The following is a 26,187-nucleotide window of genomic DNA, read 5'->3' as shown; positions in this document are numbered from 1 at the left end:
TAAAATTTCACCGGCTTTTTCATGTCAGAGGTGGGTTTTGTCCCAGCCCCTTTATATTAAGAATAGAAAACCACTTCTGTAAAAAGGAAGCGGTTAAAATAAATGTTCATACGGTGCTATATTAATTTGATTTTCGTTCAATTTTTTTCTCAAGAATTTATGATCTCTCTTTGGTGTTGCTAAAATATACCCGCGAATGACTAAATCTTGATCGATCGTACTAACTTTCTCTTTTAAGGCTAGCTCTCCTATTTTCCCAGCAATTTTGTGACGGGCAACATCTCTAAATAATTCAGGTACCGGACTGACCAAATCTTCTAGTAAATTCTTTTCTGATTGGCCCCAAAGATGTTTTGTATTATTAACGTAATGCTCTTCCCAATCCATATCTGACTTGCCGTCCTGTTTTGGCATTTTCTTCAAAAACTTGCGAAACATAAAGAAACCGCCAATTGCCATTGAACCAGCAAATATAACAATCCAAAAAAGGATAAACCATAGAAACCAACCTTCAAGCTGCATGTTCTCACCTACAATTAAATATTCTGCCCTTATTATAAACTTTTGAACAATTATAGACAAGATAATCAAATTCAGAGAATATTTAGCAGGATATCCTTGATTGATTTATATTAAAATAATATAATTATATTTGGCTAATATGGGGTCGAATGGGGTACTGGTGTCCTCCGTAGTCTTCAAAACTATCTGTGACCAGCGTGCCTGGTCAGCTGGGTTCGATTCCCAGGCGGTCCCGCCATATTAATCTAAACAACCCGATTGAACTTGTTTGATATTAGATATATCAATGTTATGACTCTTTTGGATTTTCGCAGAATCCTTAAGAATCTGATAGATTTTGAAAAATTTTGCATTTATTTTGCACGATAAACTTCTTCCATTGTCACGTCTACTAGGCGTGACTCTTTTTGTTCCATCTCGTCTACTATATGGCTATAAGTTTGTAATGTAGTAACGATATCATTATGACCAAGTCGACGAGAAATATATTTAACGTTAATACCCTGATAAAGTAAAAGTGATGCATGTGTGTGTCGTAATCCGTGGAAAGTTATTTCTTTTATACCTCCTTATGACAGAGGGATTTAAGTGTTTTGTTTACAGCATTATTTGTAACAAGTTCAAACTTTGAGTTTATAAAGCATAGGTTCTTTTTATTTGTTATTCCAGTTTTTGCAGCTAACACTTGTTGCTCATGTTTTAATATGCTCATTAAATCTAAAATCATATTTGTATTTAGCATCCAAGTTTTATAGATTGTGACAGTCTGATTAACCAAATCAACGCATTCCCAGGTTAAACCTAGAATTTCTGAGAAGCGTTTTCCAGTTGCAATAGCAAATAGGATGATATAACAAGAGATGTATCTTATTGTCATTGCCTTTTTTTATTTCTCTGACCAAAATTTTTAATTCTTCAAAGTTAAGATACTTTAATTCACCAGCTTTTTTATCCTTGTGTCCTTTAATCATTATTTTGTAAGTTGGATCTTTAATGATGACTCCGTCTTCAATTGCATCTTTCATGCAGTTCTTAATATGAATATGGCTTTTTCCCACTGTTTCCGTAGCATAATTTGGGGCGATTTTATCAATGAATTTTTGTGCATATTTCTATTTACTCTTTCATCATCACCCCAGAAAAAGGAAATTCTACAAGTTTTACAGAGCGTTCAATATCACTTTCGTGTTTAGGGCTATACTTGCCTTTTTTATATATCCTAAACCAATTATTCATATAATCAGCTAATAATTGTTTTCCAGCTGTGATGTCTTGTCCAACGTGTATCTTCTTTTCAAGTTCTGCAGCTGCAAGCTCACATTCTCGCTTAGTCTAAATCCACCTTTCTCTTTATTTGAAGCTAGTTATGTCCCAGCCTCATGGAAATTATTTGTAGTAAATATATGAAGGGTGTTGTAAACCAGTCGGTTGATAGTACTCGTCATGTGTATAAATAAATCCTAATTGTGTTAAGAATTTCTTCGAGGTAGCGTTATTTGGATTATGCCCTGCAAATAAATTCTGTGCACCAGGTTTTTGGAAAGCGAAATCAATAACAGCTTTTGCGGCTTCAGATGCGAATCCTTTACCCCAAAATTTGGGTTTTAAGTGGCAACCTATTTCGTATATACCTTTATCTAAATTATAAGGACGTAATCCACAACATCCAATGTTCTCGTTAGTGGTAAGAACAAAAATTGGCCAGTATTGAACATCGTATAGTTTCTTATTTAAAATCTCGTTTTCTAGTTTCTCTTTGATTTGGATATTATCAAATTTTCCGTTCACGGAGATAAATTTTGTGACGGATGGGTCACTCCATAAAGAAGTTGCAATTTCAATATCTTTATCATTCCAAGTACTAAAACCAATTCGTTCAGTTTTCATAAAATATGCTCTCATTTTCCATCACCTTTCTGTATTTGTTTATATATTAACAAATTTTATCATTTAGGGTAATTAAAAGGGAAAAGGAGTGGGTTGAGAGCTGTAATTAAGACTTTTATGAAACACAAGAGTAAGGGAAGTAATTTATTTATGTTAGGGGAAGAGCTTTAAAGGAAGATTTTAAAGGAAAAGAGATACCCAGCAAATTAAATTTTTAGTGGTATCTCGATTATTCGATTAAACTAATTAATGATTTTATAGGGAAGGATCAAACCAAATTTCCACATTGTGCCTAAAAGGTTCAGCTAGATTCCAAAAATATTCGATGTTTAACCCAAGTATCATCAATATAGCACAAATTGAGAATATCACCAAATCAATAGGTTTTTGTGATTTATGAATCCTTATTCTAGCAATAGTTGAAATGAATAGATGGAGTAATAACCCAAATGTAATAAGTATACGACCAACTAGAGTAAATCCTAACAAAGTAGATTCATTATATAAATTTATTATAAATTTTATGTTTAATGTAACCGATTCTAATACTTTGGCAAAAGATTCATAACCGAATCCTGGTATTTGCTCAAGTGTATTTAATACTGATTTAGGAATAAACAACAAAATTATAATCACAATGAGAAAATATATTTTTTTTAATGCCCATTGAATTTTTACATTACTATTTTCAAAAGGTACTTTAGTGTCTCTATAAATACTAATTGAAAGTAATAATAAACAAATTATGGGGATTAGTTTATATATTATTGAGTAAAGGATCAACATAATAGCAAAGATGATAAAACCTATTATAACTTCAAACGCTATAGTATCGTTAGAATTACTAGAATTCGAATTATTTATGGTAGTTTTAGTTGTATTTTTAATATGTGTTGAATTATCTAAATAATAATTATTACCATGCGAATTATTTTGTTGAATTTTAGCATTTGAATTTGGGTTGCTAAACTCTTTAATAATTTGGACAATCGTTAATAGTCCAGCAATTATTGCAATGATAGTAGCAAACAAACTAATTTCCAAATATTACACTCCTTTCGATAATAATATTCTACCACATCATGGAAAATAGTTAATAAACATATTGATAGATCAGTATAGAAATTACAAGAGCTGTATATAAAAAAGCCACCGACGGTGACTAGTTATTATTCACTAATGCAAGTTTTGCTTTAGATGGTGTTTCGTATTTTAAATGACCTATATTGTGACCTGTACTTTGTATCACATAAAAGCTACCACCGACATCATAAAGCGGAGCATATCCTTGTATAGTTTTAGTACCGTAGACACGGTAAACTTCACCAGGCTTCAATTCCCGAACAGGGTCAAAAAGCTTAACTCCCGAAGTTCCAACTTGCACTTTGAATAAAGAGGTTTGTTGTAAAATAGTAACTCTTCCAATTTGGCCTGGTTTTAGCTCTAAATTGTCCCACATAACTTTTTGAGAAGCAGCACCAGGTGAAAGAGTAAAGCCGAATAAAGCAAAAAAAGAAACAAATAGGATGGTTAATAACTTTTTCATAGAAAGACCTCCTTTTTACAAGATATGAAAATAATCACATTATAGGGAACTAGTTTCATTGGTAATTAGTGGGGTTATTTGTGGGCAAATATACAAAAGGTAAGATCAATTAATTTAAATTGAACAAGGCAGAGTTGAACGAAATATTGGTAGATGCCCGCCTCATTCAAAATCTAATTGCCAAGTACATTAGAAATCTTAATACTGGATCCAACAATTATTATCTCTACACCAGTCAGGGTTTACTTCGCCAGCAGCAGAAGCAGGGGAAACAATGGATATGGTAAGTATGGAAACTAACCCAAGTCTCACAAACCATTTTTTCATAATATCACCTCCTTTGCATGAATCTGTAAATATAATAACAGGGAAAAGGATATAAGATAAATGGAAATTAGTTTATTTTGAAAAAAATGATTATTTAATACTATAGGTAAACAAAAGGTAGGTTTTGTTTAAAAAAGTAGACCAAACTGCGAATTAAATATGCTGAAGTATTGAGGGGTAAAATTAACTGTAGTAGCCCAAACCTGGTTAAGCTCACAAACATAAGTTATAAGATAAGAGTTTATTTATAAGGTGATTGATATGACTAAAAATAACCAACCTTTTCATGGATCTGTCCACTAAGTCCTGGTTCAATAGCGCCAAAGCTGCCAAGTGGAGAGGATAAAAATGGCATACAGAAAAGTAAGATTCGAGTATTATCAAGTAGTATATAAAAGAGAAGACAGAGATCGATTGTTTGATTTAACTAATGGATGGACCGAGATATAGGATTATCATTATTATGGAAGAACATTTGATTATCGATTAGAACAAGCACGTCTTGACAATGCTTACTGGGATGACGAATTGAATTTTTTCTTCTTGCATTTTGTTAGGTTATGAGATACTAATATCCCATCAAAAGCAAGAGCTGATGCACAGGTGGAACCATTCGAATTGGAAGATGATGAATATATTGGTGAAGAAGTATCAGCTTTGTAAGATGAAACAAATCATGTTTTACTTTTACAAAGAAATAAATATAGTTTAGGACCAGAAGGTATCGAAGAGTAATTAAATTTGATATGGAATAATGAGAATGAAACGATCTACTTGAGACCAATATGCCCACCTAATTCATTTGAAGTCGCGAGAATAGCAGAGGAATATAGAAGAATAAATCTTAGATTTACTGATATAAATCTTAATAGCAATCCTAGACTTATTGATCGTTTAAGGTCTTCATTGGGTAGCATTTTAAGAAGTTTTGAAGATTTTCAGGGAATAAATGCACAAGTTATAATTACAGTTGGACATTATAGAAACTTTTCATTAGAAGAACAAACTGTTAGAGACACGTTAATCGATATTGAAGAGAACCCTAACCTCTTTTCTAAGGCTGAAATTGCTAAAAAAGATGATGATGATACAAAAGTCGAATTAATTGATTTATTTGAGCATAAAGCACATGACTTTGGAACTCTTAGATTGGAAAGTAGGGGAACATTAAGCCATTATAGAATTGCTGAGGAAATGTGGACAGTATACAGTCCAGCGGAAGGTTGCAATAATAGACAAAGAGATATCAATGGTTACTTACGGGAATAATAAAGGAGGTGCATGTACTGTGGATAAAATCATAAAATGGTTTTATAGGCTTTATCCACTAATAATTGGACTAACATTCTCACCTGATTTTTTATTTTAAAATTGATTATAGTATTCCTAACTTTGAAAAGTTCTAGATAATACAATGAATTTTAGTTCGATAGTTGTGGGTTTTTTTGGTGCTTCACTAGGGATTCTAATTACTATAAGAGAAAGCGATGTTGTAAAGGCAATATTTGAAACAGAGGAAGCCAAACTTTAAAAGGTTACTTTTATGAATCTTTTATAATTGGTTTATTAGTTGTTATTTTATCTTCAATAATACAGTACCTTAGAGATTACACATCCTTAATTTCATTAATAGCATTTCATATCTGGCTTTTATTTGCAGTCGTCTGGTTTTTGCCTTCTACTTACAGAATTATAAGTATATTGATGTCAATCTTTTTTTAATCCAACAAAAAGTACCCTAGTAAAAGACCAGAAGAATAAAAGGAAGAAAGTGATGATAAAAGAGATGAGATAAAAAAAGATTACTTGAGAAATAGCCTTCCTTCGGGAGTGCTTTTCTTTTTAGGTAAATAGATGGAGGAATATATTTCCTTTTGTCGAAGTGTAGGATAAAGGGAGGGATAAAATTGCAAAAATGGGAATATCGTATTGAAGTTTATATATTGAGAATAGAAAAGCAAGAAAGAGAAGAATTAAATAGTTTATTAACAGAGTACGGTAGTGAAGGTTGGGAATTGGTAAATATTATACCGCAATACAAAATGGACACTAGCCGTCAACTTTTTGATTATCAAATATTAGATATACAAGAAAATCTCTTAGTTTTTAAGAGATTAGTTGAATAAATGTTAGGCATCCATTAATTCGGTGCTTTTTAATTTTAAAAAATCAACGAATATTGCGAATTAACATTTACACGTATTGAAATACGTTCCATAATAAGTTAAATAGGAAGGGGTAAGAAATGAAATCATACTCTTCAAGAGAATTGATCAAAATGATAGAGGATGATGGATGGTACATAGTCAAGCCATCACCAATACAAACATCCTACTAAAAAAGGAAAAGTTACAATCCCACAACCTAAAAAGACTTTCCTGCAAAAACACAAAAGAATATTCTTAAGCAGTCGGGGTTACTATAACCCTGTTTGCAAGGAGGTTTATATATATGAGTTTGAAAAATAGCTACGTGTTTCCTGCAATATTTGATAATGCTGATGACGGAATCAGTGTGGAATTTCCTGATCTACCGGGTTGTCTTACTTGTGGAGATATCGAGGAAGAAGCTAGGGAAATGGCAAAGGAAGCTATAGGACTTCACCTATATGGCATGGAAAAGGATGCTGGCGAAATTCCTTCACCTACAAGTTTTAGGGATATTAAGGTTGAAGATAACCAAGTTGTAGTAATGATTGAAGTTTGGATGCCGTTGGTACGTGATCAGGTTGAAAACCAAGCAATTAAAAAGACATTAACAATTCCTCAATGGTTAGATGAGGCAGCTAGAGAAAAGAGAGTGAACTTCTCAAGAGTACTTCAGGATGCTCTTAAAGATTTACTAGGTATAAGTGCTAAATAAAGTTTTATTAAAAGTCATCTCAATTTGAGGTGGCTTTTTAGTTTGGAGAATAAATTGGTACTTTAACTTATTCTCGACTATTTTTTGAAATTTTCATCTACCAAGGGTTTTCCTTCTTGATCAACCATAACGGTTAATCCACTTCCAGCACCAGAAAGATTCAACATATATAGAACTTCCGTCTGGTTATCACCTTATCATTAATTATACAAACACTCGCTCGTAATTTGGAATCGAACAATTGTTCGTATAAGATAATGGCAAAGGAGCTGATATAATGAACTGCTTGTTTAACTACTCACCGGATAATAAATTGCCAATTGATTTAATTTATATAAATAAAGCTGGGGAAATAACGTATAGAAGTATAATTGTCCGTTAAATATCTGTTGTGGAAGGCATCCTGGCATTTGATCTGAATAAACAACAGCTGAGATCATTTAAGCATGCTAATATTTTATCAGCTGCTAAACAACGTAAAAAAAGAGGGGGGAATTATGCGTAAATTAACTGAACGACAATCAGAAGTTTTAGAAGCTTTGAGCCAGTATATAAAAAAGTATAACTATTCTCCGGTATATAGGGATTTAGCTACTTTATTTGGGGTGAAATCTCCATCAACTGTTTGTGGATTTGTTCATTCATTAAAGGAAAAAGGATATGTAAATTGGGAAGAAGGTCAGCCTAGAACCCTTAGAATTATAAAAACCGCCTCGTAATGAGACGGTTATTTTTATTGGTATCGTTCGATTTCCAATTGTTCGATGGGTTTTGTATAAGACTATTTGCGGGCTACAACTGTGGAAGAATATCTTCGGGTGCTTTCTTGTCATATGTTTTCGTGATTGTTACTAATATTACCAGTACAGGATAATATGGGAAAGGCGAATGGAATTATAGGCAAAAATCCACATCAAAATAAAGCAAGTCCATTAGGATATTAACAATGTCGTTAAAGAAACCAAAATTCTTATGATTCCACACTTAACCTTCATGACAAACTCTTAATAGCTTTAATTCTTGTCATCGGATACCTCTGTTATTTTGATTAGAAAATCTGAATAAGAATTAATTTTGCATAAATTTTGCACTTATATTTTTGAAATTGTGGTCCAAAGCTTAGAATATCAAGCGTTCTATCAATGATGTTCGATTCCCAGGCGGTCCCGCCAACATTTAATTTACTCATGGGATGAAAAAGATATTGGTATTTTAAGACAATAAAATATTGTCGATTCGTATTACGGTTTATCTTTGAATGAAATGATCAAACGAAAAAGTGAAATAAAAGTAGTTTGTTCCTTTGAGGTGATCAAAAGAACTTTATCTACAGATTATTAATTAGTGGCTTTTGTCGCATTTTCTGCTGTTTTACAAGCTTTTATTGCATCCTCAATTAAAAACTCCAGTATCATTTCCTTCTTAATCGCTAATTTAATCAAATCTTCTAATTTATTCGATAGCATCAGTACTTGTTCAGGTGTCAAATTTCCTTCCTTAAGAATTTCACTTTCTGCATTGATCGCATTTGCTAAAGCATTTTCGATATGGGCAACCGATGCAAGAAGTTTGCTTAGACTTTCTTGACAAGATTGATGATGGGATTTGCACCTACAATGATGCTTATCATGCTTAAAATTAAATTCAATCTCGAAGAATTTGCACTTGCATTTAGATTGACAACCATTTTTGCAACTAATAGAAATCACAAATAATCACTCCTTTTTAATTATAGAATGTAAAAATAGTAATAATGCTTGGGGGATTGCTGAGCTTGGCTAAAAAATGTGAAAATTGTCGGTTAAGCTACTAAACAGCCATTCTAAAGAATATCAGCAATTCTTAGGTAACCTGTAAATTAAGGGGAGAGTTAGACTTTAAATGATTTTTACATCTCATGGACAAGCGTTGATTCCTTCATTCCTCATTAAGAATACATTATAGTATCTTGGTAGAAAGGAAGGTTAAATCAAATGACACCACAAGAGATGTTTCTTGAAGCAGTTGCAAATATGGAACAAGCATTAGCTAATGCACTCAATTCGGTTTCAGGAAATGAAGCAGTTACACCTGAAGAACTCGAAAGAATCTTGAGATTGATTATTAAAAAAGAAATCGTACTAGAATTTTTATTAGATGAATTTCCAGGGCTTTAGGGAAGAAATCACTTTAGCTAGGCATGAAAGAAGATAAAAATAAACTAGTGGGCTAATTCACAAAACGTGGGGATGATAATGCGGTACGATTCATGCGGATAACAAACAGATATAAAATCAATTAATCTTTTTAATAAACTGAAAAGCTCCTGGATGACTTAAATGTACGCGTGACATTAAAGTCGAGACATTGTTTTCACTTTTCGTATTGCTTCCGCTTCTTCCCAATATTACCCCTAAGAAAGGAAGAGTAATAGATGCCTCGAGAGAATTTTCTTCGTTCCGTAGCGAATATGGAACAAGCATTAGTAAACGCATTAAATGCAATTTCTGGAAATCCCGATGTAACTCCTGAACAGCTCTCAAGAATCTTACGATTAATTATCAAGAAAGAGATCGTACTCGAATTTTTATTAGAAGATGTATTTCCACCGACGCCTCCTGAAGAATGTGGGTGTCAAACATCCAATGAGGCAGGCAATAACTTTAATATTACTAGAGGGACTGGTGCAGCCAACACAACAGTCACATTTAATGGAACAACTCTGCCATCGAACGCCCATGGTTCAGTTAACTACAATGGCCACACTTGTGAGGACTGTATGTCAGACAATGAATTTACGTTTACGTATGGTGGTTCAGCTACTGTCCCAGCATTTACGTTTACAGCAACGACATTTAATGTTCCAGATTGCCCTGGCAATGTCGTTCAAATCACAGGTCAAGGTACAACTGATAACCCACAATTGTTTGGGCCAAATCCAATGTATACGCTTAATTTAAACGGTGTAATGAATAATAAGTCTATTTCTGTCACTATCACCGGAAATAACAACACATTTACTGCTACTACCACACAACTTGGGAATGGAGAATTAGTGGTAGAGGATTGCCCTGCACTATAAAGTAACTAGTTCCTTATAATGTTAAACCAAGATGCAATGCGTATTTTAAACACACCTTTTTTAAAGAGGTGTGTTTTTATATGTTTGGATAAACGAACAGAATGATAGACTCTGGCTTCTTTGAAAACTATTGTTATTTTACTGTGGAGTACCTTCTTGGTGTAAAATAGTCAATATTCAGAAAAATATATTCAAAACTAAGTAAACATACTATATAATGAAACGAAAATAAATAATCGTGAATGTATAAAGGATGGATAAAAAATGAAGGTAAGTTTATTTGCAACATGCCTTGTTGATTTGTTTCAGAGTAGCGTCGGTAAGGCAACAGTGGAGCTTCTTGAAAAATTAGGCTGTGAGATTGATTTCCCGGAGTCTCAGATTTGCTGTGGCCAGCCATCTTATAATAGCGGGTTTGTGAAAGAATCCAAAGAAGCAATGAAGCGAATGATTGATACCTTTGCAGATGCAGATTATGTAGTTTCGCCATCAGGATCTTGTGTATACATGTTTCATGAATATCCGTATATTTTTAAAAATGATCCAATTTGGGAACAAAGAGCAAAGGCGTTAGCTGAAAAAACATATGAACTAACACAATTTATTGTAGATGTCTTAAAGGTTGAGGATGTAGGTGCTCGATTTGAGGGGAGTGTCACGTACCATACCTCATGCCATATGACGAGATTACTAGGTGTAAAAAAAGCACCAATGATTCTATTAAACAATGTAAAGGGTTTGAGTATAACGGAATTGCCTTATAAGGAACAATGCTGCGGTTTTGGCGGGACTTTCTCGGTAAAAATGGCACAAATATCAGAGCAAATGGTAGATGAAAAAGTTAGCCATATTGAAGAAACAAAAGCTGATTATTTAATTGGAGCAGATGCAGGATGCTTAATGAATATTGGAGGAAGAATGGAGAGAAAAGGAAAGCCGATTAAAGTTCTTCATATTGCTGAGGTGTTAAATAGCCGTTAATACGGATTAAAGTACTAACTGATACTGGGGGATATATGTATGCCGATGAAAATAGGTTCAGATGAATTTAAGAATCGTGTGGATAAAGGAATCAATGATTCGTTTATGCGTAGCGCTGTTGCAAGTGCACAGGATGGGATAGGGCAAAGAAGGCAAGCGGCAGCAGATGAACTTGGCAACTGGGAGGAATGGCGCTCTCATGGTGAAGAAATTCGGCAGCATGTGTTAGCACACTTAGATTATTACCTAGAGCAATTAAGCGAGAATGTAGCAAAACGTGGCGGGCATGTCTTTTTTGCCCAAACGAAGGAAGAAGCAACTGAGTACATTCGAGAGATTGTTCAAAAGAAACAAGCGAAAAAAATTGTTAAATCAAAATCGATGGTAACAGAAGAGATCCATTTAAATGCTGTTCTAGAAAATGAGGGATGTAAGGTTGTTGAAACAGATTTAGGAGAATACATCCTCCAAGTTGATGATCATGAGCCACCTTCCCATATCATTGCACCGGCTTTACATAAAAATAAAGAACAAGTTCAAGAGGTATTTACAAAAAAACTTGGGTATACAAAATCTTCTAAGCCCGAGGAACTTGCATGGCATGCCCGTAAAATGCTGAGAGAGGAATATTTATCGGCAGATATCGGCATGACAGGCTGTAATTTTGCAGTTGCTGAAACTGGTTCTATTTGTTTAGTAACAAATGAGGGGAATGCGGATTTAGTTACAGCTTTGCCCAAAACGCTAATTACAGTGATGGGGATGGAACGGATTGTTCCGACGTTTGAGGAAATGGAGGTTCTCGTCTCTCTATTAACTAGGAGTGCGGTCGGTCAAAAATTAACAAGCTATATCACGGTATTTACTGGGCCAAGAGCCGTAATGGAAGTCGATGGCCCAGAAGATTTTCATCTAGTCATTTTAGATAATGGTAGATCGAATATTCTTGGCGGGGAATTTCAATCGATCTTGCAGTGTATTCGTTGTGCTGCTTGTGTAAATGCCTGTCCGGTCTATCGCCATGTAGGGGGACATTCCTATGGTTCGATTTATTCAGGTCCTATTGGTGCCGTACTTTCTCCGTTATTAGGCGGCTATGACGACTATAAAGAACTGCCATATGCATCCACACTTTGCGGAGCTTGTACAGAGGTTTGTCCAGTGAAGATTCCTTTGCATCAGCTCCTTCATAAACATCGTGAAGTCATGGTTGAAAAAGAAGGAAAAGCGCCAATCACAGAAAAACTGGCGATGAAGGCATTTGGCTTTGGCGCTGCATCACCAGCCTTATATAAAATCGGCTCCAAAATTGCACCAACTGCCATGAATCCTTTTACTGTTGGAGACAAGATCTCAAGCGGTCCAGGACCATTAAAAGCATGGACAGAAATTCGTGAATTTCCAGCACCGAATAAGGAAAGATTTAGGGATTGGTTCAAAAATCGTGCAAAGGAGGAACATGTATGATGGAGAGTGCGATACAAAATCGAGATAGATTTTTGGATCAAATTGCCAATCGGCTCGGGCGGGAGAGAATGATTGCCCATTTAGAAAGACCAAAATGGAAATATCGCCCTCAAGAAGAGGTATTAAAAAATGCTACACAGGACGAATTAGTGGATGTGTTAAAGGAACAATGTAAGAAAATCCATACTAGTATTTGTATTACTGAGCTTAAACATTTACCTGCTGCCTTAAATGATGTTGTATCAGCATATGGCGGCGATCCTATTATAACTTGGAAGGATGAACGTTTTTCCCGGTGGGGATTAGATTCTCTTCTAAAAGTGGAATGGGCAAGCTATGAATGGAATCCAGCGAAGGAAGAGGAAAACATTAAACTAGCCGAAAAAGCGAATATTGGCATTACCATATGTGAAATTACACTTGCAGAATCCGGAACCGTCGTTTTATTTACTGATAAAAACAAAGGCAGAACGGTCAGCTTTCTACCTGCTGCATATATTGCTCTCATCCCAAAAAGTTCGCTTGTTCCGCGAATAACTCAAGCAGCAGTAAAAATGAGAGAAATCTATCACACTACAGGTCAAGTTCCTTCCTGTATTAATTTTATTACTGGACCAAGCAACTCTGCGGACATTGAGTTGAAATTAGTTGTTGGCGTTCATGGGCCTGTTAAAGCACATTATATTGTCATTAATGATCTCTAATTTTACAAGTGGTATTGATTTAGATAGAATTACAGCAAAAATAAGTCCATCCCTCAGTCAATGTTACTGAGGATTTTCTTAATTAAAGAAAAGAGATGATGATCATGGGAAAGCTTTATGCAATTGGTGAAGTATTAGTAGATTTTGTTCCATTACAAAAAGGGCTGCCTCTTAAGGATGTCATTTCCTTTGAAAAAACCCCAGGAGGAGCACCAGCCAATGTAGCAGCAGCTGTGGCAAAATACGGAGGACAGTCTTCGATGATAACAAAAGTAGGCAACGATCCCTTTGGTGATTTTTTAATAGAGAAGCTAGAAAGTGAAGGGGTGGAAACAGATAAAATCCAAAGAACAAATGAAGCAAAAACAGGGATAGCTTTCGTATCATTGAAAGAAGATGGGGAAAGAGATTTTTCTTTTTATCGTAAGCCTTCTGCAGATTTACTTTTTCAAGAAGAAGAAATTGATTCGAACTGGTTTGAGAGTGGGGATATTCTGCATTTTTGTTCAGTTGACTTAGTGGACAGTCCGATGAAGCATGCCCATAAAAAGGCGATAAATGCAGTTCTTGATGCCAATGGTTTGGTCAGTTTTGATCCCAATGTTCGGCTATCTTTATGGGATGATCCTGAAGCATGCAGAAATGCGATTATTGAGTTTATCCCCCGTGCTCATATAGTAAAAATATCTGATGAAGAGCTTGGATTTATTACAAACAGATTCCATTTGGATGATGCTATTCAATCAATCTTTATTGGAAATGTAAAGGCAGTGATGTATACAAAGGGGGCTGAAGGTGTCGATCTATACATAAAAGGAAATAAATATGAATCAAAAGGGTACCGTGTAAAAACGGTTGACACAACGGGGGCAGGTGATGCATTTATAGGTGGAGTTTTATATAAGCTACTTGAGATGAGAGTATGCCCATCAACTTTAGAGGAAATGCTCAAAAAAAATCATGCTGAAATCTTGGCATTTGCAAATGGAAGTGCTGCTTTAACTACAACTGGCAAAGGAGCAATCGCCTCCTTGCCAACAAAAGCGGGAATAATAGAATTAATGAAAGGATAAGATTCATAAATATTACATTTATTACCGCTCATAACTAAAAAGATCCATCAATTATTTAATGATGGATCTGCATAAAGGACAGTTAATCTCATTTGATCGTTTAAATTTTATATTTTTTAGATCACTTCGGGTGAATGTGGGAAATGGGTTGTATTTTATTCCGCACTCTGAGTGGTGTTTGTCTTTTACAGCATGTCTGACTTTCGTATTTTTACAAAAAAAAGTTGGATAAACTATCATTTTTCTCCCTCTTATTAAGAATTAGGCAAATTAGAAAGAGAACAATATTAAATAGAATACAAGAAAGATTCTTGGCAACCCGGCTACCATGACAATAAATGTTTTAGGCCCGTAGCTTTGCGTCTTTTACTTTCGTAAAATTTGCCCTTATTAAAGTTAACATGTTTTTTTATAAAAGTGTGTGATTTTTCAACATTTTTAAAAAATGATTGAGTGATTATGAAATGAAAAAACAGACTAAATTAGTCTGTTTACAAAAAAGTACTCCATATAGCCTTGAAAAAGATTCCTAGCCCACCTAAGAATACACCTAAACAAGCTAAACTCACAGGGGATCCCCATTTAATTTCTGGCATAAATTCTACCTCATTTCCTTGTGGTTCTAGTTGTAATTCTAGGTAATTATACCATAATTTTCATATAAAGGGAGGAGTTTATAAAAAAAAATTTAAATTTACTAGATTGGAGTTTATATAATGGCTAAATGAGCAATTATACCTGTCTCTCTTTTATTATAGTAAACTTTTCTTTCATAACGACCACTCTTATTTAATAATTTTGGGTGAGGTGTTACCTTATACAGTTTCCTGTGAGGCTCTAGGGAGAGAAGAAGGTGAATATACAAAAGAATGATAAAGATTTTATAGTTGGGGAATTATTAGATTTAGGACTAAAAATGGTAATTAGGAGGATGGAGAAATGAAGGTTAAACGAATTATTGCCAATATTGAGACCCAGGATCTATCTAAAGCAAAGTATTTTTACGGAGAAGTGCTTGGACTTGACCAGCTGATGAATATGGGGTTTATTGCAACTTACGGTTCGCATGAGAAAATGGACACTCAAATTAGCTTTCTTTCTAGTGGCGGTTCCGGGACACCAGTGCCTGACTTGTCAATTGAAGTTGATGATCTCGATAATGCACTAATTCGTATAAAAAAAGCAGACGTTCCAATTGAGTACGGACCAATTGAAGAACCGTGGGGAGTTCGACGTTTTTTTGTAAAAGATCCCTTCGGTAAGCTAGTTAATATTCTTAGCCATCTTTAAATAATTGAGATGACAGATTTGTTAATAACTAATTTAATGAGGCGTTTTTGTTTCTTTGTGCTTATTTATTTTTCGATTTAAGTTTATTGCCAAGCTTTCCATTGGCTATTATTGTAACGATTACTGCAACGATTAGATTTGTCCCAGCAAGTAATCCAACAAGCATCCAATCAATCTTTTCACCAGTTACAAAATAATAAATGAATAAACCTATTACTGCACCTAATACAGAAGAAGATAGTTGTTTAATGAACTTCATATATCACACCACCATGAAAGAATAACATGAATAACCTTACTTTAATATATTTGGAATCTTTTGTAAATAAAAGGCGGGAGGCGTTTTATTTACGGAGAAAGTGTTATTTAAAGAATTAGCAAGACAATATTAAATTGCTAATGAAAGATTAATTTTTTGACATATTCAAATGACTTGATTATAATTGCCATATTAACAGTTGATATATCAACTAATTAAGGTGATGCCATTGAAATACATACCATTGGATAATATTGGAGTGTTTATTCATACGATTGATTTAGAAATCACAAACTTTGTAAATAATCGACTAGCTTCTTTCAAGATAACTTCCGAGCAAAATTTGATTATGGCGCTTTTATGGGAGAAAGAAGGAATTTCACAAAATGAAATTTCGGCAAAATTAAATAAAGATAAAGCTGGTGTTGCAAGAATGGTTAACACCCTTGAAAAAAAGGGCTATATTCGCAGAGAAATCTGTCCAAATGACAGGCGTTCAGTTGAAGTATATTTAACGGCTGAAGGAAAGAGGCTTGGAGATGAGATTATTCCAATCAATAAGGATATTCTCGAAGTGATCACTAGCGGAATGAGTGGGAAGGAAATAGCAGAACTTCAGATGCTTCTTATGAAAGTTCGTAATAATGTCAATCAATTATGAGTATTGGTATGCAGCGACCTGTTATTGATATATCAAATGAATCCATTAAAATACTGGAGGTTTTATCATGAAAATTGTTGCAATCGTTGGTAGTATCCGAAAGGAATCATATAATTTGAAACTTGCTAAGTATGTGAAGGAAAGATATAAAGACTCTTTTGATTTAGAAATCTTACCTATTGCTGATCTTCCGCATTATGACCAAGATATTGAATTGAATCCTCCTGCTGTTGTTACTGAATTCAAAAGGAAAGTAGCAGAGGCTGATGCTGTGCTATGGGTGACACCTGAATATAATTATTCCATTCCCGGTGTATTGAAAAATGCTATCGATTGGTTATCACGTGTCGAAAAAGTGATGATTGGGAAACCATCTTGGATTATGGGTGCGACAATGGGAACTCTAGGTACAGTAAGAGCTCAACAGCATTTGCGTGATATCCTGTTTTGCCCAGGTGTTGGTTCACCGCTTTTACCAGGAAATGAAGTATATATTGGCGTAATTCATGAAAAGATGGACGAATCAGGACATCTTACACATGAGCCTACAGTTAAATTTCTAGATATGGTTGCTGAAAATTTTATAAAATGGTTTAATCAACAGTAAAAATTAATAACAAAACTCCCTGTTAAAGCAATAACAGGGAGTGCTTACTATTTAATGTATTTCTCTACAAATCCCCAAACAGTATGCCAATATTTATCAGGATCTACTTTTTCTGCTTCTCCATGGCCAGCGCCTGGAATTATTAATTGATCCTTTTCAACGTTTGCGGCATTATATACTTCATTCAACATGGGGTAAGGGACAAATGTATCTTCTTCTCCATGAATAAATAAGATCGGTGTTTGACTTTTGGCTACTTGTTTGACTGATGAAGCATCATTTAAATCATATCCAGCACGAATTTTAGTTACTGAATTAGCAGCATTCATCACAGGAAACTTTGGTAATCCAAACAAATCATCAAGCTGATAGGTAAATACATCCATAACAGAGGAGTACCCGCAATCCTCAACAATGACCTTTACATTGGGAGGTAATTTCTCTCCAGCCGTCATCATGACTGTTGCACCGCCCATCGAGATTCCGAATAAAGCAATTTCTGCATTTGGATCTTTTTCAATGATTTGATCAATCCATAATAGCATATCTTTACGGTCATCCCAGCCCATTCCAATATAATCGCCTTCACTTCTTCCATGTCCACGAAGATCAGGAGCTAATACATTATACCCTTTTTCATAAAAATTTCTCACATATCTAATCATTTGTGTGCTATTTCCAGTATATCCATGAACAACAATCGCCCATTTATGATTCGATTCCTCATTCTCATACATTAAGCTATATAGCTTTAAGTTATCCGATGAAACTACATTTAAGGTCGTTGGCTGGTGGGAGTTTGAAAACTCAGCATCAGCTATTTTACCAGCTTCTGCTACGCTTGCTGAAACAGCTTCCGAACCTGCTAAATGGGGATTGTCTTCTAAAAATTTCTTTTCTTGATCTGCATTTAATGCAAAGTTATAAAAATAGTTTCCAACTAAAAAGTAAGCAATAACTAAAATTATTCCGGTTATCCCAGCAATAATACCAAGCTTTTTCACATAAACAACCCTTTCATTAATACCCATTTTTACTATGATTATATCATTTTAGTAAAAATGGGAAAAAACAAAAGCTTGAAGAATTCTTCAAGCTTTGAGCGATATAAATAGTCTTATTCCTTTTTCTTATCCTTTTCGTCCTTGTCCTCTTTTTTCTTATCAGGCATTGAACGATAAAATTGCGTATTCATACTGCCTTGGGCAATATTTTCTAGGAAGAATTCGCTAATAAGCTTTAAATATTCTTCGTCATCGAACATTTTTTTATTTTGTAATTCCATCTCAGCTAACCCTTCATAAGTCGAAAGAAGTGCATACGTATGATCCTCCCCAGTAATAGGGGTCAAAATGTCTACTTTATGCTCATATTTTTCGTTGCGGAAATTTTTAATGGCTGTTAAATTTTCTAATCCTTCGTTGAATTTATCCTGTTTCATTTGAAATGTTTGGTATACATATACTGTCAAAAAAAGCCCTCCCGATAATAAATAAACTTTCTCTTTATTATCTCCATTTCTAATTTTTATATAATCAACAGAATATAAATAAGGCAGATAATGGAACAAACTTTTTTAGGATGCATGTTATTAAAAATGAGTGCAAAAATAAAATGGGAAAGAATCATTCAGAAAAAATGATGATTTTAGGGGATTGTCCAAGCAATTTGCTTGAATTGAAATAATATAGTATGGAAGATCTCCTCCTTAAGGTCTGTGGTCTACCTTTGAAACCGTTGATCATGATATGATGATTAGCGGTTTTTTTTCAGTTTTGCAGATATCTACAGCTAAAATGTAGGTAGTCATAAAATTACAATACAAAGATAAAAAGAAGAACAATGGTGAACTTAAAGAGAGTACTAGCATCAAGCTAGTACTTTTAAAGATTTATTGCCTATTACTCATCTTTTTTCTTATCATTTTTGCCAAAGAATGTTTGTTTAAGCATTTGATGACCTAATACGGCAACACCTGCGGCAATGATGCCATTAATGAGCCCAATAAAGGAAAATCCAAATGCAAAGCTTCCGATGAGGATAGATATTAGTAGTATGACCCAGATAATCATCCAATTTGGTATAGCTGGTGTTTGTTTTAATGCGAATCCAAGAACCCATAGTGCAGGAACGAGCATCAAGTAGTTTTGATTTAAATAAGAAAGTAGATCCAATTTGTTCACCTCCTTGCTTGTTTCCTATTATTCTATGAAAAATGAAAGCTTTTGCTTGTTTCATTATCCAAGGTTATCTGAAATATATTAATAAATCTGTTTGTATCATGTCCTTTTTTTCTCTTGCCTTATATATAAAGGGTGAAAGGAGGTGAAGAACATGGCACAAGCATTAATGGTGGATACAAAAATTCGACTTAGATTCGAAACAGGTTTGAATGATAAGGGGGAACCTATGTATAAGTCGAAAACAATCGGGAATGTAAAAAAAACGGCAAGTGCAGATCAAATTCATGAAACGGCTCAAGCGCTTGCTTCACTCTGCAATGACCCGCTTGTATCGGTTGTAAGGAATGACAGTTTTGATATTGTCGGGTAAAAGAGATGTGCACAGAATATAAGAAATAACTTTTAGAGGAGGTGTAATCATGGCAAAATCATTAGAATTATCTTTCTTGACAGCGGCCGGGAAATTATCCAAACTCTCAGTCGATAACCCAACAGAACCAATTAACCCGGTTGCAATTAAGGAAGCCATGGAGCAAATAATTTCTGCGAATATTATTCAAACGATGAATGGAGAATTAGTGGCTGCTGAGAGTGCAAGAGTCATTGAAAGAAATGTTACTGATTATGAATTAGTATAGGATTAACGGGGCTGTTCATTTGTATGAACGGCCCTTTGTCTAGCTGCAGCTTCCCAGCCCCGATGTACGGATGTCGCGTTTTTGTTGATCTCGAAGTCATAAGTCAGTCTGACTAGGAGGGTAAGGAGCAACTTTCCAAACAGCCTATCTTATGCTTTAAGGGGCGGAGCAGTCACCTCCGCATTCCAGTTTCTAAATGCTAGTAGAAAGGAGAATAAAGGATGGAAGAGTTAATTACGTTAATAAGCGAAGTAGGGTTTCCAGTCGTTGTTACGCTCTTTTTGCTGCATCGAATCGAAGCCAAACTGGATGTTGTGGTTACCTCAATTCAAAGTCTTCCCGAACGATTGAAAGAATAGATAATAAGATTCTCATCGACACTTGTTCGATTGACTTATTTTTCTAATAGTGTTAAATTTAATATAGCCGTTATGCATCGCATTATATTTTTGCAAGCCGATTTTTCCAAAGGTTGATTGTTTGGATGAGTAATGATGAGTAAAAGCTATAATCGTTGTGAATGGTGAATTAACACATGGCTAGTTATTGCCAATAGGAGGATTTTTTCTTATGAAAAACGGTAAAGTTAAATGGTTTAACGCTGAAAAAGGTTTCGGATTCATCGAAGCTGAAGATGGAAACGACGTATTCGTACATTACTCTGCAATCCAAACTGAAGGTTTCAAATCTTTAGAAGAAGGTCAAGAAGTATCTTTCGAAGTTGTTGAAGGTGCTCGTGGACCACAAGCTGCTAACGTAACTAAACTATAATTGACAAACTAATAATAAAACAGTCCTGTCTAACCGGCAGGGCTGTTTTTTTATAATTTGAAACTTGAATAGTATCTGCCTACTCAGCAAAAGCTATAAGAAAAATTGAGGTGATTGAAAGGTTATGAATTTTGTCTGGGAGTCATTGATAATGTTTTTTGCTGGTGTTTTATTGCTAAGGATAGCGGGCAGGAAGTCAATTTCACAAATGACATTGGCACAAACGGTTGTTATGATTTCAATTGGTACAATTATCATTCAGCCCATTGTAGAAACAAGTGTGTGGAAGACCTTAATTGCATCAGGTATTTTTATCGGCTCATTAATTCTTCTGGAATACTTACAGCTTTCATTTAATTTTATAGAGAAGTTTATTACTGGCAAATCAAAAATTGTTATCCAAAATGGACAAATTGAAAAAGAAAATTTAAGAAAGCTGAGATTTACTGCTGATCAATTAGAGATGAGATTAAGAACAAATGGCATCACAAAAATCTCTGATGTGAAAATAGCAACATTAGAGCCTAATGGACAGCTTGGCTATGAATTAATAGATGACGCGAAGCCATTAACTGTGGGTGAATTTAAGAAATTGATGGGACTCATGCTGCTGCACTCACCAAAACAACAAGTTCAGCAAAATGAACAATCAAATAATATTTTTCAAGAATTGGATGAAGGACATAGGAAACCGCATCCACGTGAATTGAACTAATGCAATGGGCACCATAAGGGTGTCTTATTTTTTTCCAGTAAAGAAAAAACCTCCTAAAAATGAATTTTGATATAATAATATAAAAGTATATTGGGAGTGGAGAAAGAAAATGAAATTTATACATACTGCTGACTGGCATTTAGGCAAGCTTGTTCATGGCCTGTATATGACGGAAGATCAACGGTACTTTCTTAATAAATTTGTTGAGGTAGTAGAAGAAGAGAAGCCAGATGCAGTTGTTATTGCGGGTGATTTGTATGATCGCTCAGTTCCGCCAACAGATGCGGTCGAACTGTTAAACGAAATCTTGTTTAAAATTAATGTAGAACTAAAAACGCCTATTGTTGCTATTGGGGGCAACCATGATAGTGCAGAAAGACTATCTTTCGGAAGCTCGTGGTATAAGAAAAGCCATTTCTATTTAACTGGCAAGCTTGAATCGGATATACATCCTATACATATAAAAGGTGTGAATTTTTATCTTGTCCCATATGCTGAGCCAGGTGTGGTTCGACATCTATTAAATGATGAGTCTATACATTCACATCAAGATGCTATGAAAGCAGTCATAGGGAAAATTGAACAATCCTTAAATCCAAATGAGCCTAATGTCTTTGTTGGACATGCCTTTGTTCTTGGAGGTAAAACGAGTGATTCAGAGCGAACGTTATCTGTTGGAGGTTCTGGCTGCGTGAGTGCTGAGCTTTTTGACCCTTTTTCTTATACTGCGTTAGGTCATTTGCATAGCCCAGATGCGATTAAGCATCCAAAGGTCCGCTACTCAGGATCCCTCTTAAAATATTCTTTCTCAGAAGCTAAGCAAGAGAAATCAATATCAATTATTGAAATGAAGGACAATGGCCAATTTGATTTACGTGTCCGTTCAATTATCCCAAAGAATGATCTGCGTGAACTAGAAGGGTATCTTGATGAGTTGATGGATCCTAGTTTTTATGAGAAACAGAATGTAAATGATTACTTGAAAATTATATTACATGATGAAGGAGCATTAATTGATCCAATAAATAAACTTCGGCAAATTTACCCCAATGTGCTGCATCTAGAACGGAAAATAGCTAGGACAGATATGAAGAAAAAGCAATCTCTTTCATTAGTTAAGGAAAACAAGAAGTCTGAGCTCGAGTTATTTAAACAATTTTACGAAGAAATGACGACTTCTGAATTTACAGATGAAAAAAATGCGGTTATAGCTGAAGTAATCGAAAGAACATTAAAGGAGGAGGCGGCAAAATGAGACCGTTAAAATTAATGATGCAAGCATTTGGCCCGTACGCGGGATGCGAGCATATCGATTTTACGAAGCTTGGCAGCCGGACGATGTTTGTTATTTCAGGAAAAACCGGTTCGGGAAAAACAACGATTTTTGATGGGATTAGCTATGCTATTTATGGCAAGGCAAGTGGAGAGGATCGAAACGGACAAGACTTGAGAAGCCAGTTTGCTAAAGATGAAACAGTGACAGAGGTGTCATTAGAATTTATTTTGAGAGATAAAACTTATTTTATTACGAGGTCCCCTCAGCAGGAAAAGAAAAAAGCTCGCGGAGATGGGTTTACAACAATAGGTGCAAAAGCGGAGATATACGTATATGATCTAGATGGAAATAGACAGCTACTTGCTGCCAATGTTCGTGATGTAGATGAAAAAGTGAAAGAACTTATGATTATTGACAGTAATCAATTTAGACAAATATTAATGATCCCTCAAGGGGAGTTCCGAAAGCTGCTTACATCTGAAAGTAAGGATAAGGAAGTGATTCTGCAGCGGCTTTTCCACACACAAATTTATAAACGGATTGAAGAAAAATTAAAGGAAGATGCGTTAGATCTAAAAAAAACAGTAGAAAAACAGGTTGAACATCGCAATCATTCCATACAGAATATCCACGCGTTTTATAATGAAGAACTGAAAGGATATTTAGAAGCTGCTAGTGTAAATGATCATCTTATCATGCCTTTATTACAGATTGAGATTAGCCAAATGTCAGAAGAGCTTGGAAAACTTGCAGATCAACTAAAGGCAAAACAAGAGGAAAGAACGATTATTCAGCAAAAGTTATATGAAGCAGAGGCTATTGCTAAGCAATTAAAAGCAAAGGATGATTTGCAAAGCAGGAAAGCAGAGCTAGAGAAGGAAAAAGAAAAATATGCTCAAATGGACATTCAGATTAATCTCGCCCAAAAAGCAGCCGTTCTCTCACAACAGGAAGAGCTCTGTCATCACTTGAAAAAAGAAGTGGATGCTGCAAATCATGAGCTTTCAAGATTATTGGAGCAAATTTCACATCTATCAATCCAGCTCAAAGAACGGGAAGAAAGATGGGAAGCTGAAAAAAAATGTGAACCAGACAGAAAAGCAATTGGCGAACAAATTAATTATTTAAATAATTTGAAAGCAGATATTCAATCTTTTTCAAGTGTTCAAAAAGAAGTGCAGGATTTAAGCAGGGAACTTGAGAATCGATTAAAGCAGAAATCTAAATTAGAAGAAATGGAAAAAATTACAGAAAAAAATATCCTCTCCTTAAAAGAAGAAAAACAGTCCATTGAACAAAATCAATTGAAATTGGTTGAAAACACTCATAAACTGGACAGGCTAACTGGAGAAATTGCCCTTATTACTAAATACGAGGAGCAGCAGTCACGTTTGGAACAAGCAACCATTCAATTCGAGAAAAAAAGGGACTTTTTAACTAACGCTGTGGCACGGTTAGCTGATGCTAAAAGTTTGAAGTCGGAATTAGAACAAAGATGGTTCCATGGACAAGCTAGCATCCTTGCGAGTCAGCTTCATGATGGGGATTCGTGCCCTGTTTGCGGGTCTGAACATCATCCAAATCTTGCAGCATCAGCAATTGACATTCCAGACGAAAAAGATATTCAAATGGCCAAACAGCAATGTGATGAAGCGGAAAATGAAAAAGCTCGTGCTGAAAGAGCTTTCTACGAGGCGCAATCGATCATTCTCTCATTAAAGGAATCTATAAATAATATAATAGAAGATATCCAAAGGCAGCAGACTGATTTATCTCCTGATAATTTTGCAGTATATAAACATTCAATCCTATCAGAGCGAAAGAACTTAGAAGAAACTCAACTTAAACTGACAAGAAGTGTTGACCGGCTATCAAAATGTGTAAATGAACTTCAAACGCTTGAACAGGATCAAGAAAAATATAGTTTAGACCTTCAAAAAATAAATGAGCAGCTACATGAAATCACCATTCGATATACTGAGAAAAAAACGAATCTAAATAGGATGATGGAAAGTATTCCTGAAGACCTTCGTTCGATCGATACGTTTGAATCTCGACTAGAACAGTCTATAAAAAAACAAGAGGAGCTAGTGCAAAGGTTAGAAGCTGCTCAGAGAACATATCAGGAAAGCAGAGAGAAACTTCTTTCAGCGAAGGCAAGATTTGAAACAATCGAAGCAAATATGAAAAAAACGAATGAGCGGCTAGTAAAGGAAAGGGAGGCATTCGTTAACCGCATGAATGCACAAGGATTTGCTACGTATGGAGAGTATAATGGTGCAAAGAAAACAGATCAAGAAATCCAATTATTAGAGCAAGCATTTCTCGATTATCGCGAGGAAGTACGTTCAGTGAATGATCGTTATAAAGAATTGCAAGAAATGCTAGCAAATATTGAAAGACCAGATATGGATAAGCTAAATGCAGCGTTCATAAATATTGAAGAACAAATTCGTTCACTGCAGGATAGCTACACTAATCTATTTATTAAAAAGAGAGATAATGAGGAAATAGAAAATAAAATACATCATATAAATGAAGAAATGAAGTTGCTTGAAGAAAAATACAAAGTGATTGGTCATTTGTACGAAATTGCTAAAGGACAAAACACATACCGGATTACGTTCGAAAGGTTTGTTTTAGCATCATTTCTTGATGACATTTTAAGGGAAGCAAACGGCAGATTGAGAAAGATGACGAGTGGACGTTATGAGCTCATTAGGAAAACAGACCGTTCAAAAGGAAATGCACAGAGTGGCTTAGAATTGCTCGTATTTGATCAATATACTGGCCAAGAGCGGCATGTGAAAACATTATCTGGCGGTGAAAGCTTTAAGGCAGCGCTTGCTCTCGCTTTAGGGTTAGCTGACATCGTCCAACAATACGCTGGAGGCGTCTCACTGGAGACCATGTTTATTGATGAAGGGTTCGGTACCCTTGATCCCGAATCGCTAGATCAGGCGATTGAAGCATTGATTGACATCCAAAGCAGCGGAAGACTTGTTGGGATTATTTCACATGTCCCTGAGCTTAAGGAGAGAATTGACGCGAGGCTTGAAGTAGTCGCGGCACAAACAGGAAGCAGGACAGAATTTCAGTTTTTATCATAATAAAGCGACCGTTTCATAACAGAATGAATGGATAATAGATGAAAAAGTTCGCTTCCTAGCTGGCGAACTTTTTCTATAAAATAGCCGTAGTGATATGCGGGACTAACACCAATCGATTAGCAAAGAACAGTTGTTCATAGGGGAATGAAGTCCAGAAAAAGGTGGAACAACCTGAGCGTAGTCGTTCATTAAGGGAATGAAGTCCCGAAAAAGGTGGAACAACCTGAGCGTAGTCGTTCATTAAGGG

Annotated in this window: 31 protein-coding genes, 1 tRNA gene, 3 pseudogenes and 1 riboswitch; of the genes and pseudogenes, 22 read left to right on the top strand and 13 right to left on the bottom strand. The window is 35.1% G+C overall.

All coding sequences use genetic code 11. The annotated features are described in order from the left end of the window. Positions 1 to 93: 93 nt before the first annotated feature. Complete coding sequence (locus tag RUH74_RS21080) at positions 94 to 522, bottom strand: DUF2621 domain-containing protein (RefSeq protein WP_313803738.1); 429 nt, start codon at positions 520 to 522, stop codon at positions 94 to 96. A 141-nt stretch (positions 523 to 663) separates the two neighbouring features. On the opposite strand from RUH74_RS21080, the gene RUH74_RS21075 reads away from it, so the two are divergent. Next, positions 664 to 760: transfer RNA gene (locus RUH74_RS21075), tRNA-Sec, on the top strand. Between the two features lie 115 nt (positions 761 to 875). Here the strand turns inward: RUH74_RS21075 and RUH74_RS21070 are convergent. The 6 genes from RUH74_RS21070 to RUH74_RS21045 all read right to left on the bottom strand — a co-directional run bounded on the left by RUH74_RS21070 (position 876) and on the right by RUH74_RS21045 (position 4,282). Continuing rightward, positions 876 to 1,076, bottom strand: coding sequence for a tyrosine-type recombinase/integrase (locus RUH74_RS21070; protein ID WP_313803744.1), 201 nt, complete (start codon positions 1,074 to 1,076; stop codon positions 876 to 878). Between the two features lie 5 nt (positions 1,077 to 1,081). Continuing rightward, positions 1,082 to 1,399, bottom strand: a complete 318-nt coding sequence (locus RUH74_RS21065; protein ID WP_313803735.1) for a tyrosine-type recombinase/integrase — start codon at positions 1,397 to 1,399, stop codon at positions 1,082 to 1,084. A gap of 509 nt (positions 1,400 to 1,908) precedes the next feature. Beyond that, a complete protein-coding gene (locus RUH74_RS21060) occupies positions 1,909 to 2,409 on the bottom strand; it encodes a GNAT family N-acetyltransferase (protein ID WP_313803732.1) in 501 nt (166 codons plus the stop codon). 255 nt (positions 2,410 to 2,664) lie between these two features. Then, positions 2,665 to 3,453, bottom strand: a complete 789-nt coding sequence (locus RUH74_RS21055) for a hypothetical protein (protein ID WP_313803729.1) — start codon at positions 3,451 to 3,453, stop codon at positions 2,665 to 2,667. Between the two features lie 118 nt (positions 3,454 to 3,571). Beyond that, entirely contained in the window at positions 3,572 to 3,955 is a 384-nt protein-coding gene (locus tag RUH74_RS21050) for a hypothetical protein (RefSeq protein ID WP_313803726.1), read from the bottom strand. Positions 3,956 to 4,153: 198 nt separating this feature from the next. Next, on the bottom strand, positions 4,154 to 4,282 hold the full coding sequence (locus RUH74_RS21045; RefSeq protein WP_313803723.1) for a hypothetical protein: 129 nt from the start codon (positions 4,280 to 4,282) through the stop codon (positions 4,154 to 4,156). Positions 4,283 to 4,885: 603 nt separating this feature from the next. On the opposite strand from RUH74_RS21045, the pseudogene RUH74_RS21040 reads away from it, so the two are divergent. The 4 genes and pseudogenes from RUH74_RS21040 (at position 4,886) to RUH74_RS21025 (ending at position 7,144) form a co-directional block, all read left to right on the top strand. Next, a pseudogene (locus RUH74_RS21040) lies at positions 4,886 to 5,551 on the top strand (DUF6731 family protein). 638 nt (positions 5,552 to 6,189) lie between these two features. Beyond that, entirely contained in the window at positions 6,190 to 6,408 is a 219-nt protein-coding gene (locus RUH74_RS21035; protein WP_313803720.1) for a DUF4177 domain-containing protein, read from the top strand. A gap of 119 nt (positions 6,409 to 6,527) precedes the next feature. After that, a pseudogene (locus tag RUH74_RS21030) lies at positions 6,528 to 6,707 on the top strand (type II toxin-antitoxin system HicA family toxin). A 26-nt stretch (positions 6,708 to 6,733) separates the two neighbouring features. After that, on the top strand, positions 6,734 to 7,144 hold the full coding sequence (locus RUH74_RS21025; protein WP_313803717.1) for a type II toxin-antitoxin system HicB family antitoxin: 411 nt from the start codon (positions 6,734 to 6,736) through the stop codon (positions 7,142 to 7,144). Positions 7,145 to 7,221: 77 nt separating this feature from the next. Here RUH74_RS21025 and RUH74_RS21020 read toward each other — a convergent pair. Then, a pseudogene (locus RUH74_RS21020) lies at positions 7,222 to 7,323 on the bottom strand (DUF6440 family protein); the annotation flags it as partial. A gap of 318 nt (positions 7,324 to 7,641) precedes the next feature. Here RUH74_RS21020 and RUH74_RS21015 point away from each other — a divergent pair. Next, complete coding sequence (locus RUH74_RS21015; protein ID WP_313803714.1) at positions 7,642 to 7,863, top strand: LexA family protein; 222 nt, start codon at positions 7,642 to 7,644, stop codon at positions 7,861 to 7,863. Positions 7,864 to 8,481: 618 nt separating this feature from the next. Here the strand turns inward: RUH74_RS21015 and RUH74_RS21010 are convergent. Further along, positions 8,482 to 8,853: an alpha-helical endospore appendage domain-containing protein gene (locus RUH74_RS21010; protein WP_313803712.1), complete on the bottom strand. Its 372-nt coding sequence runs from the start codon at positions 8,851 to 8,853 to the stop codon at positions 8,482 to 8,484. Between the two features lie 264 nt (positions 8,854 to 9,117). Here RUH74_RS21010 and RUH74_RS21005 point away from each other — a divergent pair, with 264 nt between their 5' ends. The 7 genes from RUH74_RS21005 to RUH74_RS20975 all read left to right on the top strand — a co-directional run bounded on the left by RUH74_RS21005 (position 9,118) and on the right by RUH74_RS20975 (position 15,720). Continuing rightward, the gene (locus RUH74_RS21005; RefSeq protein ID WP_313803710.1) at positions 9,118 to 9,300 is read left to right on the top strand and encodes a hypothetical protein; all 183 of its coding nucleotides are present in this window, start codon (positions 9,118 to 9,120) and stop codon (positions 9,298 to 9,300) included. Positions 9,301 to 9,557: 257 nt separating this feature from the next. Continuing rightward, a complete protein-coding gene (locus RUH74_RS21000; protein ID WP_313803708.1) occupies positions 9,558 to 10,205 on the top strand; it encodes a hypothetical protein in 648 nt (215 codons plus the stop codon). 264 nt (positions 10,206 to 10,469) lie between these two features. Next, positions 10,470 to 11,186: a (Fe-S)-binding protein gene (locus RUH74_RS20995; protein ID WP_313803706.1), complete on the top strand. Its 717-nt coding sequence runs from the start codon at positions 10,470 to 10,472 to the stop codon at positions 11,184 to 11,186. 39 nt (positions 11,187 to 11,225) lie between these two features. Beyond that, the gene (locus RUH74_RS20990) at positions 11,226 to 12,653 is read left to right on the top strand and encodes a LutB/LldF family L-lactate oxidation iron-sulfur protein (RefSeq protein ID WP_313803703.1); all 1,428 of its coding nucleotides are present in this window, start codon (positions 11,226 to 11,228) and stop codon (positions 12,651 to 12,653) included. After that, positions 12,653 to 13,357 (top strand): LutC/YkgG family protein, encoded by a 705-nt coding sequence (locus RUH74_RS20985; protein ID WP_313803741.1) that lies wholly within the window; start codon positions 12,653 to 12,655, stop codon positions 13,355 to 13,357. Before RUH74_RS20990 ends, RUH74_RS20985 begins: the two co-directional genes overlap by 1 nt. 104 nt (positions 13,358 to 13,461) lie before the next feature. Next, positions 13,462 to 14,430 carry a carbohydrate kinase family protein gene (locus tag RUH74_RS20980; RefSeq protein WP_313803701.1) on the top strand — a complete coding sequence of 323 codons (969 nt, stop codon included), beginning with the start codon at positions 13,462 to 13,464 and terminating at the stop codon, positions 14,428 to 14,430. Positions 14,431 to 14,740: 310 nt separating this feature from the next. Then, positions 14,741 to 14,826: riboswitch (cyclic di-GMP riboswitch) on the bottom strand. 543 nt (positions 14,827 to 15,369) lie between these two features. Continuing rightward, positions 15,370 to 15,720, top strand: a complete 351-nt coding sequence (locus tag RUH74_RS20975; protein ID WP_313803699.1) for a VOC family protein — start codon at positions 15,370 to 15,372, stop codon at positions 15,718 to 15,720. Positions 15,721 to 15,781: 61 nt separating this feature from the next. Here RUH74_RS20975 and RUH74_RS20970 read toward each other — a convergent pair whose 3' ends face one another. Beyond that, positions 15,782 to 15,979, bottom strand: coding sequence for a hypothetical protein (locus RUH74_RS20970; RefSeq protein ID WP_313803696.1), 198 nt, complete (start codon positions 15,977 to 15,979; stop codon positions 15,782 to 15,784). A 229-nt stretch (positions 15,980 to 16,208) separates the two neighbouring features. Between RUH74_RS20970 and RUH74_RS20965 the strand changes: the two genes are divergently transcribed. Together RUH74_RS20965 and RUH74_RS20960 are read left to right on the top strand one after the other, a co-directional pair. Continuing rightward, positions 16,209 to 16,640, top strand: coding sequence for a MarR family winged helix-turn-helix transcriptional regulator (locus tag RUH74_RS20965; protein ID WP_313803693.1), 432 nt, complete (start codon positions 16,209 to 16,211; stop codon positions 16,638 to 16,640). A 67-nt stretch (positions 16,641 to 16,707) separates the two neighbouring features. Next, positions 16,708 to 17,247: an NADPH-dependent FMN reductase gene (locus RUH74_RS20960; protein ID WP_313803690.1), complete on the top strand. Its 540-nt coding sequence runs from the start codon at positions 16,708 to 16,710 to the stop codon at positions 17,245 to 17,247. A 47-nt stretch (positions 17,248 to 17,294) separates the two neighbouring features. On the opposite strand, the gene RUH74_RS20955 is transcribed toward RUH74_RS20960, so the two are convergent. The 3 genes from RUH74_RS20955 to RUH74_RS20945 all read right to left on the bottom strand — a co-directional run bounded on the left by RUH74_RS20955 (position 17,295) and on the right by RUH74_RS20945 (position 19,430). Further along, on the bottom strand, positions 17,295 to 18,251 hold the full coding sequence (locus RUH74_RS20955) for an alpha/beta hydrolase (protein WP_313803687.1): 957 nt from the start codon (positions 18,249 to 18,251) through the stop codon (positions 17,295 to 17,297). Between the two features lie 113 nt (positions 18,252 to 18,364). Continuing rightward, the gene (locus tag RUH74_RS20950; RefSeq protein WP_313803684.1) at positions 18,365 to 18,718 is read right to left on the bottom strand and encodes a hypothetical protein; all 354 of its coding nucleotides are present in this window, start codon (positions 18,716 to 18,718) and stop codon (positions 18,365 to 18,367) included. Between the two features lie 430 nt (positions 18,719 to 19,148). Continuing rightward, entirely contained in the window at positions 19,149 to 19,430 is a 282-nt protein-coding gene (locus RUH74_RS20945) for a phage holin family protein (protein WP_313803681.1), read from the bottom strand. Positions 19,431 to 19,581: 151 nt separating this feature from the next. Between RUH74_RS20945 and RUH74_RS20940 the strand changes: the two genes are divergently transcribed. The 7 genes from RUH74_RS20940 (at position 19,582) to RUH74_RS20910 (ending at position 25,940) form a co-directional block, all read left to right on the top strand. Then, positions 19,582 to 19,800, top strand: a complete 219-nt coding sequence (locus RUH74_RS20940; RefSeq protein ID WP_313803678.1) for a DUF1659 domain-containing protein — start codon at positions 19,582 to 19,584, stop codon at positions 19,798 to 19,800. A gap of 49 nt (positions 19,801 to 19,849) precedes the next feature. Continuing rightward, positions 19,850 to 20,068 carry a DUF2922 domain-containing protein gene (locus RUH74_RS20935; RefSeq protein ID WP_313803676.1) on the top strand — a complete coding sequence of 73 codons (219 nt, stop codon included), beginning with the start codon at positions 19,850 to 19,852 and terminating at the stop codon, positions 20,066 to 20,068. Between the two features lie 221 nt (positions 20,069 to 20,289). After that, positions 20,290 to 20,427 carry a YvrJ family protein gene (locus RUH74_RS20930; protein ID WP_313803673.1) on the top strand — a complete coding sequence of 46 codons (138 nt, stop codon included), beginning with the start codon at positions 20,290 to 20,292 and terminating at the stop codon, positions 20,425 to 20,427. 211 nt (positions 20,428 to 20,638) lie between these two features. Continuing rightward, on the top strand, positions 20,639 to 20,839 hold the full coding sequence (locus RUH74_RS20925; RefSeq protein WP_053475815.1) for a cold-shock protein: 201 nt from the start codon (positions 20,639 to 20,641) through the stop codon (positions 20,837 to 20,839). A 124-nt stretch (positions 20,840 to 20,963) separates the two neighbouring features. Further along, entirely contained in the window at positions 20,964 to 21,554 is a 591-nt protein-coding gene (locus RUH74_RS20920; RefSeq protein WP_313803669.1) for a DUF421 domain-containing protein, read from the top strand. A 109-nt stretch (positions 21,555 to 21,663) separates the two neighbouring features. Beyond that, on the top strand, positions 21,664 to 22,809 hold the full coding sequence (locus RUH74_RS20915) for an exonuclease SbcCD subunit D (RefSeq protein ID WP_313803667.1): 1,146 nt from the start codon (positions 21,664 to 21,666) through the stop codon (positions 22,807 to 22,809). After that, a complete protein-coding gene (locus RUH74_RS20910; protein WP_313803665.1) occupies positions 22,806 to 25,940 on the top strand; it encodes an AAA family ATPase in 3,135 nt (1,044 codons plus the stop codon). Before RUH74_RS20915 ends, RUH74_RS20910 begins: the two co-directional genes overlap by 4 nt. Positions 25,941 to 26,187 lie beyond the last annotated feature (247 nt).

It is taken from the genome of Cytobacillus sp., assembly GCF_032154635.1.
Lineage (GTDB): Bacteria > Bacillota > Bacilli > Bacillales > Cytobacillaceae > Cytobacillus.
The sequence above is the reverse complement of the archived record's forward strand: the minus strand, read 5'-3'. Positions and strand labels throughout refer to the sequence as shown.